The sequence below is a fragment of the Lentzea sp. NBC_00516 genome (genome assembly GCF_036346835.1).
GTDB classification, from domain to species: Bacteria; Actinomycetota; Actinomycetes; order Mycobacteriales; family Pseudonocardiaceae; genus Lentzea; species Lentzea sokolovensis.
Genome location: NZ_CP107840.1, coordinates 4,277,857 through 4,292,020 on the forward strand (window position 1 = coordinate 4,277,857; position 14,164 = coordinate 4,292,020).

The following is a 14,164-nucleotide window of genomic DNA, read 5'->3' on the forward strand; positions in this document are numbered from 1 at the left end:
GCAAGCTCCTACAGGTGGTCCGGCGGACGCTGCTGCTCGGCCAGGAACCGTTCGAACTCGGCCCCCAGTTCGTCCGCGCTGGGGAGGTCGGTGTTTCCCACAGTCTGGATGAAGGCGTCGTACTGCCGCTCGAGCGCTTCCACCACCTGGGCGACCTCCTCGGAGTCCGCTACCTGCCGGTGGATCTCGGCGTCGGCGGCCTGCGCGGCGTCGACCAGCGAGCCGATGGGCAGTGCGAGGCCCGTGGCGCGGGCGAGGGCGTCGAGCAGGGTCACGGCGGCGGTCGGGTACTGCGACTGCGCCAGGTAGTGCGGCACCTGGGCGGCGAAGCCCATCGCGTCGTGGCCGGCCTGGCCGAGGCGGAACTCCAGCAGCCCGGAGACGTTGCCGGGCACCTGCACGCGGTTGAAGAACGGCTGGTACTCCGACACGAGCTCGGGGCGCGTGGCGTGGCCGATGACGTTCAACGGCCGTGTGTGCGGCACGCCCATCGGGATGCCGTGGAAGCCCACGGTCAGACGCACGCCCCAGCGGTCGATCAGCGACTGCACCACCTTGATGAACGCCTCCCAGCCGCGGTCCGGCTCAGGGCCGGTGAGCAGCAGGAACGGGTGGCCCGCGCTGTCCCACAGCAGGTGCACGACCAGTTCCGGGGCGGCGTAGTCCTCCCAGTGGTCGGTCGCGTAGGTCATCAGCGGGCGGCGGGACCGGTAGTCGATCAGGCCGTCGATGTCGAAACGCGCGACGACGCGGCTTTCGAGGGTCTCCAGCAGGTGCTCGGTGAGCAGACGGCCCGCGGCACCGGCGTCCATGAAGCCCTCGAAGTGGTGCAGCAGCACCGCACCCGTGAGGTCCGGGACCTCCGAGTCCACCTCGTACAGGTTCTCCGGGTCCACCGCACGCCTCCTGAACTGTCGCTCTCGTCTCGTCCAAGCCAACCACGTGGACACGGAACTGATTCCGCTCGGGTCGATTAGCCCATACGGACCGTGTGCGCGCATCACCTCACGGGTACTCCAACACGGTGTATAGGCGCTGGGTGACGCGTGGAGCATTGGTCGCGGCCGTCCTCATTCTCCTCGGAGCGGCGGCGTTCGGTTTTGCACAAATAAAACCCTTCGGTGACGAATCGATCGATCGCAGCCAGCCCGCGATGCTGAAGTCGGTGCGGGACCTGAGCCAGTACCACGCCGCCGCGGGCGAGTTCCAGGTCGTGCTGGACATCGAGAACGACGTGAAGTGGGTGCCTGCCGCGCTGGCCGGCGAACGCACGCTGTTCGTCGCGGCCGGGTCCGTCAACGCCTTCGTGGACCTGGGAACGCTCAAGGACGACGGGCTGATCCTGTCCCCGGACGGCAAGACCGTCGAACTGCGCGTGCCAAAGCCCCAGCTGGACAAACCGAACCTGCACCACGACAGGTCGTACGTGTTCAGCCAGGAACGCGGCCTGATCAACGACCTGCAGGCGCTGGCGGGACCTCCTGACCAGCAACGGTTCTACATCGCAGCGGAGGCCAAGCTCACCGAGGCCGCGCAGAAGTCGGAGATCCTCAAGCGGGCGGAGGACAACACCCGCGTGATGCTGACGGGAATGTTGCAGGCACTGGGATTCCAGGTGAAGGTCGTCGGCGACTGATTCGAACCTTGCGAGCCTTTCCGGACGAACGTTCAGCGGTGACCCACTCGCTCCGGGATAGGATCCGCCGGTGGAAGACGATCTGATGGCCTGGGCGCCCGCGCAGGGTGCTGCGCAGGCGCCGGAGATCGCGTTGCCCGGCTACAGCGGCTTCCGCGTGATCGCGCAGGGTGGCGAGGGCACGATCTACCGCGCCCGTCAGGACGGCCTGGGCCGCGACGTCGCGGTCAAGGTGTTGCAGGTGACGGACCTGGCCACGGTGACGCGCTTCCGCCGTGAGCTGGCCATCACCGTCGAACTCGGCCGCCAGCACCCGCACATCGTCACGGTGCTGGACACGGGCACGCTCCCGGACGGCCGTCCGTGCATCGTCATGGAGTTCTACGAACGCGGCTCGCTGCACGACCGGTTGCGCGCCATGGGCCCGTTGCCCGTCCAGGACGTGGTGGCGGCGGGCATCGCGGTGGCGGACGCGCTGGCGTTCGCGCACGGCCAGAGCATCCTGCATCGCGACGTGAAGCCGCAGAACGTCCTGGTGCTCCCGACTTCGTACGTGCTGGCCGATTTCGGCATCGCGCGCGGTGCCGACGCGGGACATTCCGCGTCACTGCAGATGGTCAGCTACCGGCACGCCGCTCCGCAGATGCTGGAGGGTGCCGCACCGTCGTTCGCCGACGACATCTGGTCGCTCGGCTCGACGCTGTTCACGTTGCTGGAGGGCAAACCGCCGTTCGCCTCGGACAACCCGGACGAGGACACGCTGCTCTCCTACGTCGGCCGGGTCGGCAGCGGCGAACCCCGGTCGCTCACCCGGTTCGACGTGCCGGCGGCGCTCGTCGCCGTGATCGGGCGCTGCCTGCGCAAGGACCGGGCCGAGCGCTTCGGCTCCGCGCTGGAACTGCGCGACGCGTTGATGGCGGTGAACTCCGGCACCTCGCTGTCCACTGTGGACCCCGACGCGACGGCGATGCTGGGCGAACGCCCCGACTACTACCCGGAAGGCCCGACAGAGGCGCCCGGTTTCGGGCCGCGCGGGTTCAGGCCCGAGCCGGAACCGGAACCCGAACCGGAACAAGAGCGCGACGACTCGTGGCAGGGCAGGCTCGAAGACCTGACCTACCGGCAGCACGACCTCATCCCGCCACCGCCTCCCCGGCCGCAACCGGTCGCGGTGCTACCGACAGTAGATCTGCCTCCCGTCGAACCGATGACCGCACCGGTCCGCAAGAGCAAACGCGGCGCGGTGCTGGCGTTGCTGGCCGTGATCGCGGTGACCGGCGGGCTCGCCGCGGGCATCTTCCTGAACCGGGACGACGACCGTCAGCAGGCCCAACCACCAGTGACGACAACGACACCGCCCGTGTCGACCTCGGACTCCGCCGACGCGGGACCGTCACCGAACACCGACCCGAGGTTCGTCCCGGTCCTCAAGCGCGCCGAGTACCAGGGCAGGGCGATCGAGCTGGAATGGAGCGATCCCAGCGACGGCAAGGCCGAGTTCGTGGTGGTCGACGTGACGGGCGCCAAGCCGAACGCCGTGACGCGGGTGACGGGCGGCGGCACGAAGTACGTCATCGAGGACGGTGGCGGCGACCGGCGGTGCTTCCAGATCGCGGCGTTCGGCTACAACGGCGAACGTGGCAGCTCCGCAAAGGTCTGTGCCAACAAGAACTGACCTTATTCACGACCGTTGTTGTTGCGCGCGCACGAACTGGCGTAGGTTGCCCCGGTGCAAAGCGCTCGTTATGCCGGCCCACCGATGTTCGCTCGACAACGAAAACGCCGCATTCTCATTGTGTGGGCGGTCATTCCACTCGTGGTCGGCATCGGGATCGGCATGCTGATCGGCGGCAACCTGCAGTCGGAGTCCCAGCAGAACACGGGCGCCTCGCCCACTTCCCCCGCTGTGCCCGATCAGCTCGAATACACGGACATGCCCTGCGACCCTGGCTCGTCCGTCCTCGTGCTGCACTCGCTGGAAGGCGCGATGCCCCAGTCGGAAGTCCAGGTGCTGCTGGACTACGAAACGATGTGGGTGAAGCATCGTGAGAGCGCGAACCCCGCACTGCGCGGCCAAACCGCGCTGCTGACCAGACGGGACGACGTCTGCCCGGTCATCGTCCCCGAGGACACGCGGTTCACGCAGTTCATCTGGCTCGGCCCGTTCCCGTCCGACACAGCGCCCGGGCTTTGCGAGGCGCTGTTCAAGGTCATCGGGAAGAACTGCATTCCGGCACAGGTGGTGCGCTGATCCGTCAGCGCCGGAACAACGGCCGCGGGTCGATCGCCCACACCACCCGGCGCCACCAGGAAGCCTTGCGCCGCACCGATTTCTTCACCTGGCGGGCCAGCCGCCAGCTGTTCTCGCCCACGACCGGCTGCGGCGCGAACGCGGCCTGGTCGACCAGAACGGCCAGTTGTGCGCCCGCCTCTCCCCACTCGCGCGCGACGTCCGGCACGGTGCGGCTCGGCTTCGGCCGCAGTCCCGCGAGCTGCAGCGCGTCGAGCACCTCGTGCCACGCTCCCACCGGTCCGGCCGCACGCAGCCGGACGCGCCGCGAAGTCCGTGCCACGTACAGCCCGACGAGCAGCAGCACCGGCGTGAACACCCAGAACGGGAAACCCTTCGGCGCCTCGGGCGCGGCCACCTGGTCGCCCCGCACCGCGGTCGGCTGCACCAGTGGCGGCACCGACGGCAACGAGGTCGGCGTCGGCTTCGCGGTGGTCGACGCGAGCCGGTTCAGCACCTCGCGCTTGGAGGCGGCACTGGGCCCGCTTCCGTTGCCGGACACGGGATCGAACGCGACCCAGCCCCACCCGCTGAAGTACACCTCCGGCCACGCGGTGGCGTCGGCGGCGCGCACGATCCGTTCACCGTTCTGCTCGGGCACCGGCTGGAACCCGACCACCACCCGCGTCGGCAGCCCGACGGCCCGTGCGAGCACCGCGTAGGCCGACGCGAACTGCTCCGCCGTCCCCGCGCCCGCGCCGGACTCGCCCGCCGCGCCGAACAGGAACGTCTCCAGCCTCGCGTAGGACGAACCGACCGGCGCCTCGGCGTCCGGCCGGCGGTTGAGCCGCACGACCTGTTCCAGCGCAACAGCCTTCTCGTACGGCGTGCGCGCGTTCTGCGTCGCCTGCCGCGCGTAGTCCGCCAGCGTGAACGGCAGCCGCGGCAACGCCGTGTACTTCGTTGCGCTGGAAGGAACCTGGGCCTCGGCGAGATCGGTGTCGGCCGGCGTCTCGACGACGCCGCGCACGGTGTAGCTCAGCCCGGTCTTGAGACCCTCGGCCACGACAAGTGACCCGGTGTCCGGATCCACCATCGCGTCGCTCAGGGACACCGCCTGCGGCTTCCCGACCCCCGGCAGCCACTCCCCTTTCAGCCCGGTGATCTGCAGATCGACGCTCGCGTCCTGGAACTTCCCGCCGGTCGGCAGGTCCGGCGCGTCCACCACCCCGAGCGGCCCGTACGTCGACGCGGCCTCCCACGACGCCCCCGAATAGCGGCTCAGCGTCACCAGCCGCACCGGCACCTCGGGTCCGCGCATCCGGAACAGTTCTGTGTCCCCCTGCGCAGCCCACGAGGCGAGCTGCGGCAGCGGGTTCGAGAGGGCGAGGTCGGTGACGGGTGGCGTGACGAGCTTGCGCGGCTCGAACCCGTTGGTGGGCAACACGAAGGCCAGCAACGTCAGCGCGGCCAGCGTGGTGGCGAGCACCGCCGGTGGCACCACGGGCCCGCGCCGGTCGATGATCAGCCATCCCAGCGCGAGCACCACGACCAGCGTCAGCGCCACCAGCCCGTAGCGATCTGCCCGGCCGGTGGTGAGCAGCGCCGCCGACACGTACAGGGTGGCCGCGCCGAGGGCCGGCACGAACAACGCCGTGCCGCGCTTGGTCACCGACAGCACCATGCCCGTGGAGATTCCGATGATCAGCAGCAGTCCGGGCACGAGCAGTTCGGGCGTCGCCGGTGCGGGCCGGGCCGCGGTGAGCAGCCTCGGCACGGTGTCGAGCAGCACCCACGTCGGGTCGCGGTCCGGGGACGCGCCGCGGGCCAGGAAGAACCCGCCCGTCATCGCGAGCACCATGACTGCCAGAGCGGCGAGGCCTGCCGGGACGAGGCGTTTCAGCAACAGGGCCAGGAAACCGGCGAAGGCGGCGAGTCCGAAGTAGACGAACGCGCCGTCCCAGGCCTGGGCGAGCTGGAGCGAACCGACCAGCAGAATGGCGGCAACCCACGCGAACTTCATCGGGCCACCACCGCGTTCCACGAGTCGACCAGGTCCTCCGCGCGCGCCCCGCTGATCACCAGCACCGACCCCGCCGCGCTGACCGGCCGCTTCTCGTCCACCACGAGCACCGCGCCGAACGCGGCCCGCCCGGCCTCCAGCACCAGCGCGGGAACGGACCTGCCGCTGATCACGGCGACCACGTCGAGATCGCGCACCGGCACGGTCGGGCGGCCGTCGACGTCCCGCAGTTCCAGGTCGGCCAGCGCGGACAGGATCGGCGCCGAGTCCTGCTGTTCCTCCATGTCGGTGCCGCCGGACGACGTCAGCAGCCGCACCGGGTGGCCCTGCTCCAGGGCCGAGGTGACGAGTGACGCCGCCACCTCGACGGCCTCCTCGAAGCGCTGTTCCTCGGCGTACGAGGAAGCACTGTCGTCCAGCAGCACCGCCAGGTGCGGACGGGCCGGGTCGGCGTCCTCGCGGATCATCAGCGTGCCGGTGCGCGCGGACGTCGCCCAGTGCAGCCGCCGCAGGTCGTCACCCGGCACGTACTCGCGCAGTCCCACCAGGTCCGTGCCGCCGCGCTCGACGCGTTCGTCGGCGCCGACCTGGCCCCGGCGGGCACCGGACGGGAGGCCGCGGACCGGCAGCACGCGCGGCACGACCCGCACCTGGACGACCTCGCCCAGCACGGTGCGCGCCTGCGCCAGACCGGCCATCCCCTTGCGCCGCAACGTCAACGGGCCCACGTCGAACACGCCGCGACGTTCGGTGGGGATCGCGTAGTCGACGGCCTCGACCGCGCCGGGTGTCAGCAACGGCACGTCGACGTCCATCGGCGAGCCCGCCACCACGTCGACGGCGTCCAGCGCCACCGGCCAGCGCCCGGTCGCGGACAGCTCCAGGCGGCCGTTGCAGCGGGCCAGCCGGGGCACGGTGCGCGGGCGGACCGTGCGCGAGACCGACAGCGGTGAAGCGACCAGCACGGAGACGATCGAGGCGATGACCAGCGCGGTCAGCGCCAGGCCGAACGCCGCCATCCCCGCGTACCGCCACCACAGCCCGACACCGAGCATCAGCAGGCCCAGCACCGCGGTTCCGGTGCCGCGCAGGGTGAGTCTCATTGCGCCGCGGGCTTGGGCACCGCCACGCGCGACAGCACGTCGGACAGCACCTCGGCCGTCGTCACGCCCGACAGGACGCTCTCCCGCGTCAGCACCAGGCGGTGAGCCAGCACCGGCTCCGCGATGTCCTGAACGTCCTGCGGCACAACGAAATGCCGCCCCTTCGACGCCGCGTACACCTGCGCGCACCGCACGAGGGTCCGCAGACCACGCGTCGAGGTGCCGAGCCGCAACCGTTCATCGGTGCGGGTACCCGTGCCCACCGACGAGATGTACTGCAGGATCGGGTCGGCGACGTGCAGCAACTGCAACCGTCCGCTGAACGAACTGATCTCGCGCGGCGACGACACCGTGCGCACGTCGGCGATCCGGCCCGCGCCGCTGCCGGGACGCAGCACGTCCAGCTCGTCCTCCACCGACGGGTAGCCGATGGAGGTGCGCAGCATGAACCTGTCGAGCTGTGCCTCTGGCAGCCGGTAGGTGCCGTCGAGGTCGATCGGGTTCTGCGTCGCCACCACGAGGAACGGGTCCGGCACGGCGTGCCCGATGCCGTCGACCGTGACGGTCCGCTCCTCCATGACCTCCAGCAGCGCGGACTGCGTCTTGGCGGCCGCGCGGTTGATCTCGTCGGCCAGCACGATGTTCGCGAACACCGGACCCGGCCGGAACCGGATCTGGCCCGTCTGCGGGTCGTAGACCGAGGTGCCCGTGACGTCGGACGGCAGCAGGTCGGGCGTGAACTGCACGCGCCGCGACAGGCCGCCCAACGCGCCGGCGACGGCACGCGCCAGTGTCGTCTTTCCCGTGCCGGGCACGTCTTCCAGCAGCACGTGGCCGCCCGCGAACATCGCCACCAGCACCAGGTCGATCACGTCGCGCTTGCCGCGCACCGCGCTCTCGACCGCGTCACCGAGACGGGTGTGCAGGTCGCGGAAGGCGGAAACCTCACCGGTGTCGATCACTTGTCCTCTTCTCCACGACGAACACCGATGCGCAGCAGGAACGCACACGCCAGCAGACCCAGCCCACCCGCGCCCATCGGCGCGGTGCCGGCACCGGCCGGTGCCATCCGCGGGATGCAGGTCGGCTTGTTCGGCAGGCAGTCGTCGTAGGTGAAGATCACGGAGCGGGCCGCCGAGTCGACCTGCCCGGCACCGGACGCGGCGTAGGCGCGCACGACGATCGAGTTGCTGCCTTCCTCCAGGTCGATCTGCGCGCTGGTGGCGCTGCAGGCGATGCCGACCGAGTAGCCCTGCGTCCGGTTCACGACCTCGCAACGCCCGTTGTGGCTCGCCCAGTCCGCCGGCGGCGCCATCTTCACGGTGCGGGTCTGCACCGTCCGGACGCCGGTGATCGAGGTGATCACCGCGGCACCCGCGGTCGGCAACGACGGCGGAGGCGGTGGCGGAGGAGGCGTCGTCGTGGTCGTGGTCGGAGGCGGGGTGTTGGGCGGGGGCGTGTTCGGGGGCGGGGTGTTCGGCGGAGGTGTGTTGGGCGGCGGGGTGTTCGCGGGCGGCGTCACCGTGAACGAACCCATGCCCGCGGCACCGGCCGTCGACGCCGTCGAGGCGCGCACCGTCACGTCGAGCCTGCCGCTGGTGCAGAACGTGGAACCCGTGCACGGCACCGACAGATCAGTGGATGTACCGGCCGCCTGGGCCGACACCGAACCACCGCTGAACGACCCGGAACCCGCGACCGTGTACCCCACGACCGGATCGGTCGACGCGGCCGCGCTCCAGCTCACCGTCACGACGAGCGCCGAAGCGCTGCGAGACTTCTCCCGCACCGTCACCCCGGCAGGCGCGGCCGGAGCCGTGCCACCGGCGGAAGGCGGAGCAGCGGTAGTCGAGGGCGGAGGCTGCACCTCGGTGGTCGGACCGTTGTTGAGTCCGGGGTTGCGCGGCGGCTTCGTCGGCTCGTTCGGGTTCGGCGGCGGGGGCGGCGGCACGGACGGCGGCGGCGAGCGGTCCGGGTCCTTCACCGGAACCTCGGGGCTGCGGATCGTCAGCGACCGCGTCCCGCCGTCCGCGTCGACCAGCACACCCGTGGCGGAACCGGGCACGTTGACGAACAACCGGCCGTCGTCGAACACGAGCTCGGGGTCGGACCCGCCGGCGGTGCGCACGTCGTCGCCACCGCGCTGACCGCTCCGGTCGAGAATGATGACCTTGCCGGATCCCTTGCAGGGCACGTAGACCTTGTCGCGGAACACCGCGGGCCGCCCGGGATTCGGGCACCCCATCGCGCCGACGTCGACGCGGAGGACCTCACGACCGACGACCAGCACCACGACCGAGGACGACGGCACCGACGCGGGCACCAGGCCCAGCGGCGAGGTCTGCGCGGCGATCACCTCGGCGTCCGAGCGGGCGGTGGACGAGTCGACGTCCTCACCCGTGCCGTCGCGCACCACGACACCGCCGTCGAGACCAATGAGCGTGACGCCCTGGTCGTGCGGCACCAGGACGGTACGAGGGCCGGCACCGGTGACCTGACGCTGCGAGCGTTCCTGGAACCGCTCCTCGTCGTCCGACCAGTCCAGGGAGCGCAACGTGCCACCGTGGTCGACCAGCCACAGCACACCGCGCTCGTCCACGACGGCGTCGGCCAGGGGCTGCCCTGCCTGCCACGTCTGCCCGATGTCGGCCAGCGACAACGGATCGGCGGTGTGCACGGTGCCGGCCGCGCGGTCGACGACGAACACCAGACCGTTCGCCACCAGCACCTTGCTCGTCGCACCGGGCGGCGCCTGCCTGCGGCCGGAGGCGAGCAGCGTCGCGAGGTCGATGACGGTGATCTCGCCAGTGCGCCGGTTCAGGACGATCAGCCTGCCGTCCTCCTGCGCGATCTCGAGCTGCGAGTCGGGCCCGCTGATCTGCAACCGCGTCTGCGGCTTGCCCGACACGGGGTTGACCTGCACGACCTCGCCGCGCTGGTCATCGCCCAGCCAGGTGAGCCCGTCCGACACCGCGACCGACGTGCGCGAGATGCCCTGTCCGAGCGCGGCGCCCGCGAGCACCAGAACACCCAGCAGTGCCGCGACGAAACTCGCCGATTCCCGCCCTCCACCGGAGATAATGCGTCTGATCCGGTGCCACCAAGACATAACGCGCCCTCCCTCGCCCGCCGGGGATGCTAACCCCCGGCTCTGACAACTTCGGGCGGCGCATGGTTCCCGGTTCGCCCGGTCAGCCGACTGGCAGACATCAGGAAGCGTAATGACGGGGTCTGACAGTTTTGAAAACCGAATGGCGTTCCCCCAAATCGACTAACGCGTAAGGCAGAGTGGACGCATGGAAATCCCCGGCATGGGACTTGCCAAGCAGGCGCTCAACACCGCCCTCGACACGACAGTGGCCGTCGCGGCCGTTCCGGCCCGCGTGCTGAGCCTGATCGGCGAGGTCGAACAACTCGTCCGCAAGGTCAACGGCACGATCGACGCCGTCGACGGCATCGTCGCGAAAGCCGGCGACCTGGTCGACCGCACGGCCAATGTCGTGGCCGACGCCGAAAAGGCCGTCGACGAGGTCCGCGCGATCACGACGAGCGCGAGCGACGTGGCCGAACGGGCCGGGCTGGTCGTCACGACGGCGGGCCGCACCGCGAACACGGCCAACGAACTGATCGACATGTACGAACCGCTCGCCAAGCAGGCCCAGCCGCTCGCGAAGCGGTTCGTGGACGAGCTCTCGCCGCACGAGGTCGAGGCCGCGATCAGGCTGGTCGACGAGCTGCCGGTGCTGACAGAGCACCTGACCAGCGACATCCTGCCGATCCTCGCGACCCTGGACAAGGTCGGTCCCGAGGTGCACCAGCTGCTCGAGGTCACCAGCGACATGCGCCAGGCGATCCTCGGCATCCCCGGCTTCGGGTTCATGCGCCGCCGCGGCGAGAAAAAAGAAGAGGAAGAGGGTGTGAGGGAGCCGGAAAACGGGTAGCCCACCCGCATGACCGCTCTCGCACGCGAAGATCAACTGACCTGGTGGCTGCTGACCAGCGTGTTCGGCCTGCTCGCGGCGATCAACGTCGCACTGGCCGTCACGGAGAGAACGACCTGGCCCTACGCGCTCGCGGCGTTACTTCTCGCCGCGAGCGCGTGGAGTGCCAGACAGGCCCTCAGGCCTTCCCCGTCGTCTGATGTGTCAGGTTCGACGGTGATCCGAACCGGAACGCGCGCACCCGATAGGTCGCGGTTTTCTCGTCTGGAAGTGTGATCACCCCGTACGAGGTGGTGTCCGGGTCGAGCTGCACGGCGACGCGGTAGTCCGCCGCGCCCGCCGGTTTGACCTCGATCAGGTACCCGTCCTCGTCGGACGCGTGGTCCTCCCAGGTGAACAGGATCCCGTTGGCGTGCTTCACCTCCGCCTTCAGGCTCGTCGCCGCCGCCTCGGGTGAGGCCACCGGCTTCGCGCCTCCCCCGCGCTTGACCGGCGCGGTCCAGTCCGGCCCCTCGATCTCCGGCACGTCCTCCCCCGGGGGCAGCGCGACGTCCACAGTGGCCGAAGCGGGTCCGACGAATGGCCGGACCCGGTAGTAGAACTGGGTTTCCGGGATCAGGTCAGGGTGCCGGTAGGTGTCCTTCGCCGGTGCGGCGAACTCCAGGATCGTGTACTCGCCGTCGGCCGCGTTCGCGTACTCGACGACCTGCCCGGCCGACCCCGCCTCCGGACGCCAGTGCAGCGTCACGTCGATCGGCGAGGTCAGCTCGGACGTCAGCACGGGGTCCTGCTGTTCCTGGCCACAGGCAGCCAAGAACAGCAGGAGCACCAGAGCAGTCGTGCGTCGGATCACTTGCGCCAGAACTTGATGTTGCTCCAGACGACCGTGGCAGGTCCTTGGCCACTGGAAGTCCTGTACGCGCCGAACTTGTCGTAGAAACTCGAACCCGAGCTCGCGTAGGTGTGCGCACGCGAGCCGTTGATGTACGTGCGGTGTTCCGTGGCCGTGTTGTGCACGGTGTTCACGCGCACGGTCGCCCCCACGGTCGCGCCGGTGGCGATGGTGTCGCCCCCGTGCACGGCGTAAAGCCGGCCGCCGCGTTCCACGGCGAGCATCCAGAACGGTCCCGCGCTGGGCGCTTCCCGGAACGTCTGCTTGAGACTGATGCGGGTGCCGCCGAGACTCGTGATCCGGAAGCTCCCCTCGAACTGACGCGTGCCGCCGGTGTAAGTGGCGTAACGCCGCTCGGCACGCTGGTCACCGCTCGCGGTCGAGCAGGTGAGCTGGAACGTGAGGTTGTTGACGTTGCCACAGCCGCGTTCCTGAACGGTGAACGACGGCGAGTAGCTGGTCCACGGACCCGTCTCGACCTGTGCCCGCGCCGGTGAGACCGACACGAGCAGACCGGCTGCCAGCGCGATCCCCGCGACACTGCGGAGTCGTTTGGACATACCGATACCTCCTCAAAGCGTGCTGAGGACAGCACGTTTTCTCAGGGGGCGGTATCGGGAGAGTAGCCGATACTGATCGAATGTTCGACCTCCATCGTCTGCGACTGCTGCGTGAACTTTCCCAAAGGGGGACGCTCGCCGCCGTCGCGCAGGCGCTGAACTACAGCCCGTCGTCGGTGTCGCAGCAGCTCTCCCTGCTGGAGTCCGAGGTCGGCGTGCCCCTGCTGGAACCGGTCGGCAGGCGGGTGAAGCTCACGCCCCAGGCCGAGATCCTGGTGCGGCACACCGAAGAGGTGCTCGCGCGGCTGGACCAGGCCGAGTCGGAGGTGGCCGCGTCGCTGCACGAGATCACCGGCACGCTGCGGGTCGCGACGTTCCAGACCGCGGCGCTCGCGTTGATCCCGGCGACGCTGGCACGCATGAGGGACGAGCATCCGTCACTTCGAATCGAGTTCCAGGTCCTCGACCCCGCGGAAGCGCTCTCCGCGTTGAACGCCAGGGACTTCGACCTCGTCTTCGTGGAGGAGTGGCCGGACCAGCCGGAGGCCAGGTTCACCGGCCTGGAGTACCGGGAACTGTGCCGGGACCCGATCCGGCTGGCCGTCCCACGTGGACTTCCGGTCGCCGAGATCGGCTCCTACCCGTGGATCATGGAGACCGAGGGCTTCCCGCAGCGGATCTTCAACGTGAACTGGTGCCGTCACAACGGCTTCGAGCCGGACGTCCGATTCTCCTCCACCGACGTGCTGGTGAAGCTGCGGTTCGTGGAACGGGGTCTCGCGGTCGCGTTGCTGCCGGACCTCATCTGGTACGACCGCGAGGTCGCCGTCGACCTGCACGAGCTGCCGGTGCCGATGTCGCGGCTGCTGTTCACTGCGGCACGGGCAGGACGAGGTCAGCATCCCGCTGTGCAGGCGTTCCGGGAGGCGCTGGCGCTCTCCGTAGCGCCGCTCCAACCCCTGCCGTGATCACCAGGGCGATGCCGCACAACGAGATCACGCTCAGGTGCTGGCCGAGCAGCAACGCGCCGGCCAGCGCGGCCGCGGCGGGTTCGAGGGAGAGCACGACGCCGAACGTGCTGGGTTGCAACGTCTTGAGCGCCCTGATCTCCAGGGTGTACGGGATCGCGGACGCCAGCAGCGCCACCAGCGTGCCGAGCAGCAGGATCCTGGGCTCGAACAACGTGACGCCTGCCGTCGACAGCCCGTACGGCAGGGTGAGCGCCGCCGCGATCAGGCTCGCCCCCGCGAGACCGCCGGTGCCGAGTCCCGCCGTCGCGAGCTTGCGCCCGGCGAGGACGTAACAGGCCCAGAACGCGGCTGCGATCAACGCGAGCACCACACCGATCAGGTCGAGCTTCGCGCCGTTGTACTCGTGCACGCCCAGCACGACGACACCGGCGAGCGCCAGCCCGACCCACACGAAGTCCCTGGGCCGCCGGCTCAGCGCCGCCGCGAGCCCGAGCGGCCCGAGGAACTCGATCGTCACCGCGACGCCGAGCGGGATCCGGTCGATCGCGAGGTAGAACGTGCCGTTCATGCCGGCCATGGTCATCCCGAGCACGAGCGTCTCCTGGCGGAACTTCGGCCGCACGACCACGGCCAGCATCAGCGCCGCGATGCCGAGCCGCAGGGCCGTGGCGCCGGGCGCGCCGATCTGGCCGAAGAGCTGGTTCGCGAACGCCGCGCCGAACTGCAGTGAGACGACCGAGCCGAGGACGAGGAAGACCGACATGGGCCCAGTGTTGTTTCCGCCGTCCCTTCGGTACAGCGAATGTTT

General features: G+C 69.9%; 13 protein-coding genes. 5 read left to right on the forward strand and 8 right to left on the reverse strand.

Annotated elements, in window-relative coordinates; genetic code table 11:
- Positions 1 to 8: 8 nt before the first annotated feature.
- A complete protein-coding gene (locus OG205_RS18970) occupies positions 9 to 896 on the reverse strand; it encodes a proteasome assembly chaperone family protein (RefSeq protein ID WP_330277560.1) in 888 nt (295 codons plus the stop codon).
- A gap of 257 nt (positions 897 to 1,153) precedes the next feature.
- On the opposite strand from OG205_RS18970, the gene OG205_RS18975 reads away from it, so the two are divergent.
- The 3 genes from OG205_RS18975 to OG205_RS18985 all read left to right on the forward strand — a co-directional run bounded on the left by OG205_RS18975 (position 1,154) and on the right by OG205_RS18985 (position 3,887).
- Positions 1,154 to 1,636 carry a DUF4230 domain-containing protein gene (locus OG205_RS18975; RefSeq protein WP_330277561.1) on the forward strand — a complete coding sequence of 161 codons (483 nt, stop codon included), beginning with the start codon at positions 1,154 to 1,156 and terminating at the stop codon, positions 1,634 to 1,636.
- A 70-nt stretch (positions 1,637 to 1,706) separates the two neighbouring features.
- The gene (locus tag OG205_RS18980; protein WP_330277562.1) at positions 1,707 to 3,311 is read left to right on the forward strand and encodes a serine/threonine-protein kinase; all 1,605 of its coding nucleotides are present in this window, start codon (positions 1,707 to 1,709) and stop codon (positions 3,309 to 3,311) included.
- 141 nt (positions 3,312 to 3,452) lie between these two features.
- Positions 3,453 to 3,887, forward strand: coding sequence for a hypothetical protein (locus OG205_RS18985; protein WP_330277563.1), 435 nt, complete (start codon positions 3,453 to 3,455; stop codon positions 3,885 to 3,887).
- A 4-nt stretch (positions 3,888 to 3,891) separates the two neighbouring features.
- On the opposite strand, the gene OG205_RS18990 is transcribed toward OG205_RS18985, so the two are convergent.
- The 4 genes from OG205_RS18990 to OG205_RS19005 are packed head-to-tail and all read right to left on the reverse strand — an operon-like array spanning position 3,892 to position 10,101.
- Positions 3,892 to 5,889 carry a DUF3488 and transglutaminase-like domain-containing protein gene (locus OG205_RS18990; RefSeq protein ID WP_330277564.1) on the reverse strand — a complete coding sequence of 666 codons (1,998 nt, stop codon included), beginning with the start codon at positions 5,887 to 5,889 and terminating at the stop codon, positions 3,892 to 3,894.
- Positions 5,886 to 6,992, reverse strand: a complete 1,107-nt coding sequence (locus tag OG205_RS18995) for a DUF58 domain-containing protein (protein ID WP_330277565.1) — start codon at positions 6,990 to 6,992, stop codon at positions 5,886 to 5,888. The genes OG205_RS18990 and OG205_RS18995 overlap by 4 nt, the downstream gene beginning before the upstream one ends.
- Positions 6,989 to 7,954 carry an AAA family ATPase gene (locus tag OG205_RS19000; protein WP_330277566.1) on the reverse strand — a complete coding sequence of 322 codons (966 nt, stop codon included), beginning with the start codon at positions 7,952 to 7,954 and terminating at the stop codon, positions 6,989 to 6,991. The genes OG205_RS18995 and OG205_RS19000 overlap by 4 nt, the downstream gene beginning before the upstream one ends.
- On the reverse strand, positions 7,951 to 10,101 hold the full coding sequence (locus OG205_RS19005) for a hypothetical protein (RefSeq protein WP_330277567.1): 2,151 nt from the start codon (positions 10,099 to 10,101) through the stop codon (positions 7,951 to 7,953). The genes OG205_RS19000 and OG205_RS19005 overlap by 4 nt, the downstream gene beginning before the upstream one ends.
- Positions 10,102 to 10,288: 187 nt before the next feature.
- Between OG205_RS19005 and OG205_RS19010 the strand changes: the two genes are divergently transcribed.
- Positions 10,289 to 10,933, forward strand: coding sequence for a hypothetical protein (locus OG205_RS19010; RefSeq protein WP_330277568.1), 645 nt, complete (start codon positions 10,289 to 10,291; stop codon positions 10,931 to 10,933).
- Between the two features lie 178 nt (positions 10,934 to 11,111).
- On the opposite strand, the gene OG205_RS19015 is transcribed toward OG205_RS19010, so the two are convergent.
- Positions 11,112 to 11,762, reverse strand: a complete 651-nt coding sequence (locus OG205_RS19015) for a fibronectin type III domain-containing protein (RefSeq protein WP_330277569.1) — start codon at positions 11,760 to 11,762, stop codon at positions 11,112 to 11,114.
- Between the two features lie 20 nt (positions 11,763 to 11,782).
- On the reverse strand, positions 11,783 to 12,385 hold the full coding sequence (locus OG205_RS19020; RefSeq protein ID WP_330277570.1) for a hypothetical protein: 603 nt from the start codon (positions 12,383 to 12,385) through the stop codon (positions 11,783 to 11,785).
- Positions 12,386 to 12,465: 80 nt separating this feature from the next.
- On the opposite strand from OG205_RS19020, the gene OG205_RS19025 reads away from it, so the two are divergent.
- Positions 12,466 to 13,353: a LysR family transcriptional regulator gene (locus tag OG205_RS19025; protein WP_330277571.1), complete on the forward strand. Its 888-nt coding sequence runs from the start codon at positions 12,466 to 12,468 to the stop codon at positions 13,351 to 13,353.
- On the opposite strand, the gene OG205_RS19030 is transcribed toward OG205_RS19025, so the two are convergent.
- On the reverse strand, positions 13,256 to 14,119 hold the full coding sequence (locus tag OG205_RS19030) for an EamA family transporter (RefSeq protein ID WP_330277572.1): 864 nt from the start codon (positions 14,117 to 14,119) through the stop codon (positions 13,256 to 13,258). The two genes, OG205_RS19025 and OG205_RS19030, sit on opposite strands and share 98 nt — an antisense overlap.
- Between the last annotated feature and the right edge of the window lie 45 nt (positions 14,120 to 14,164).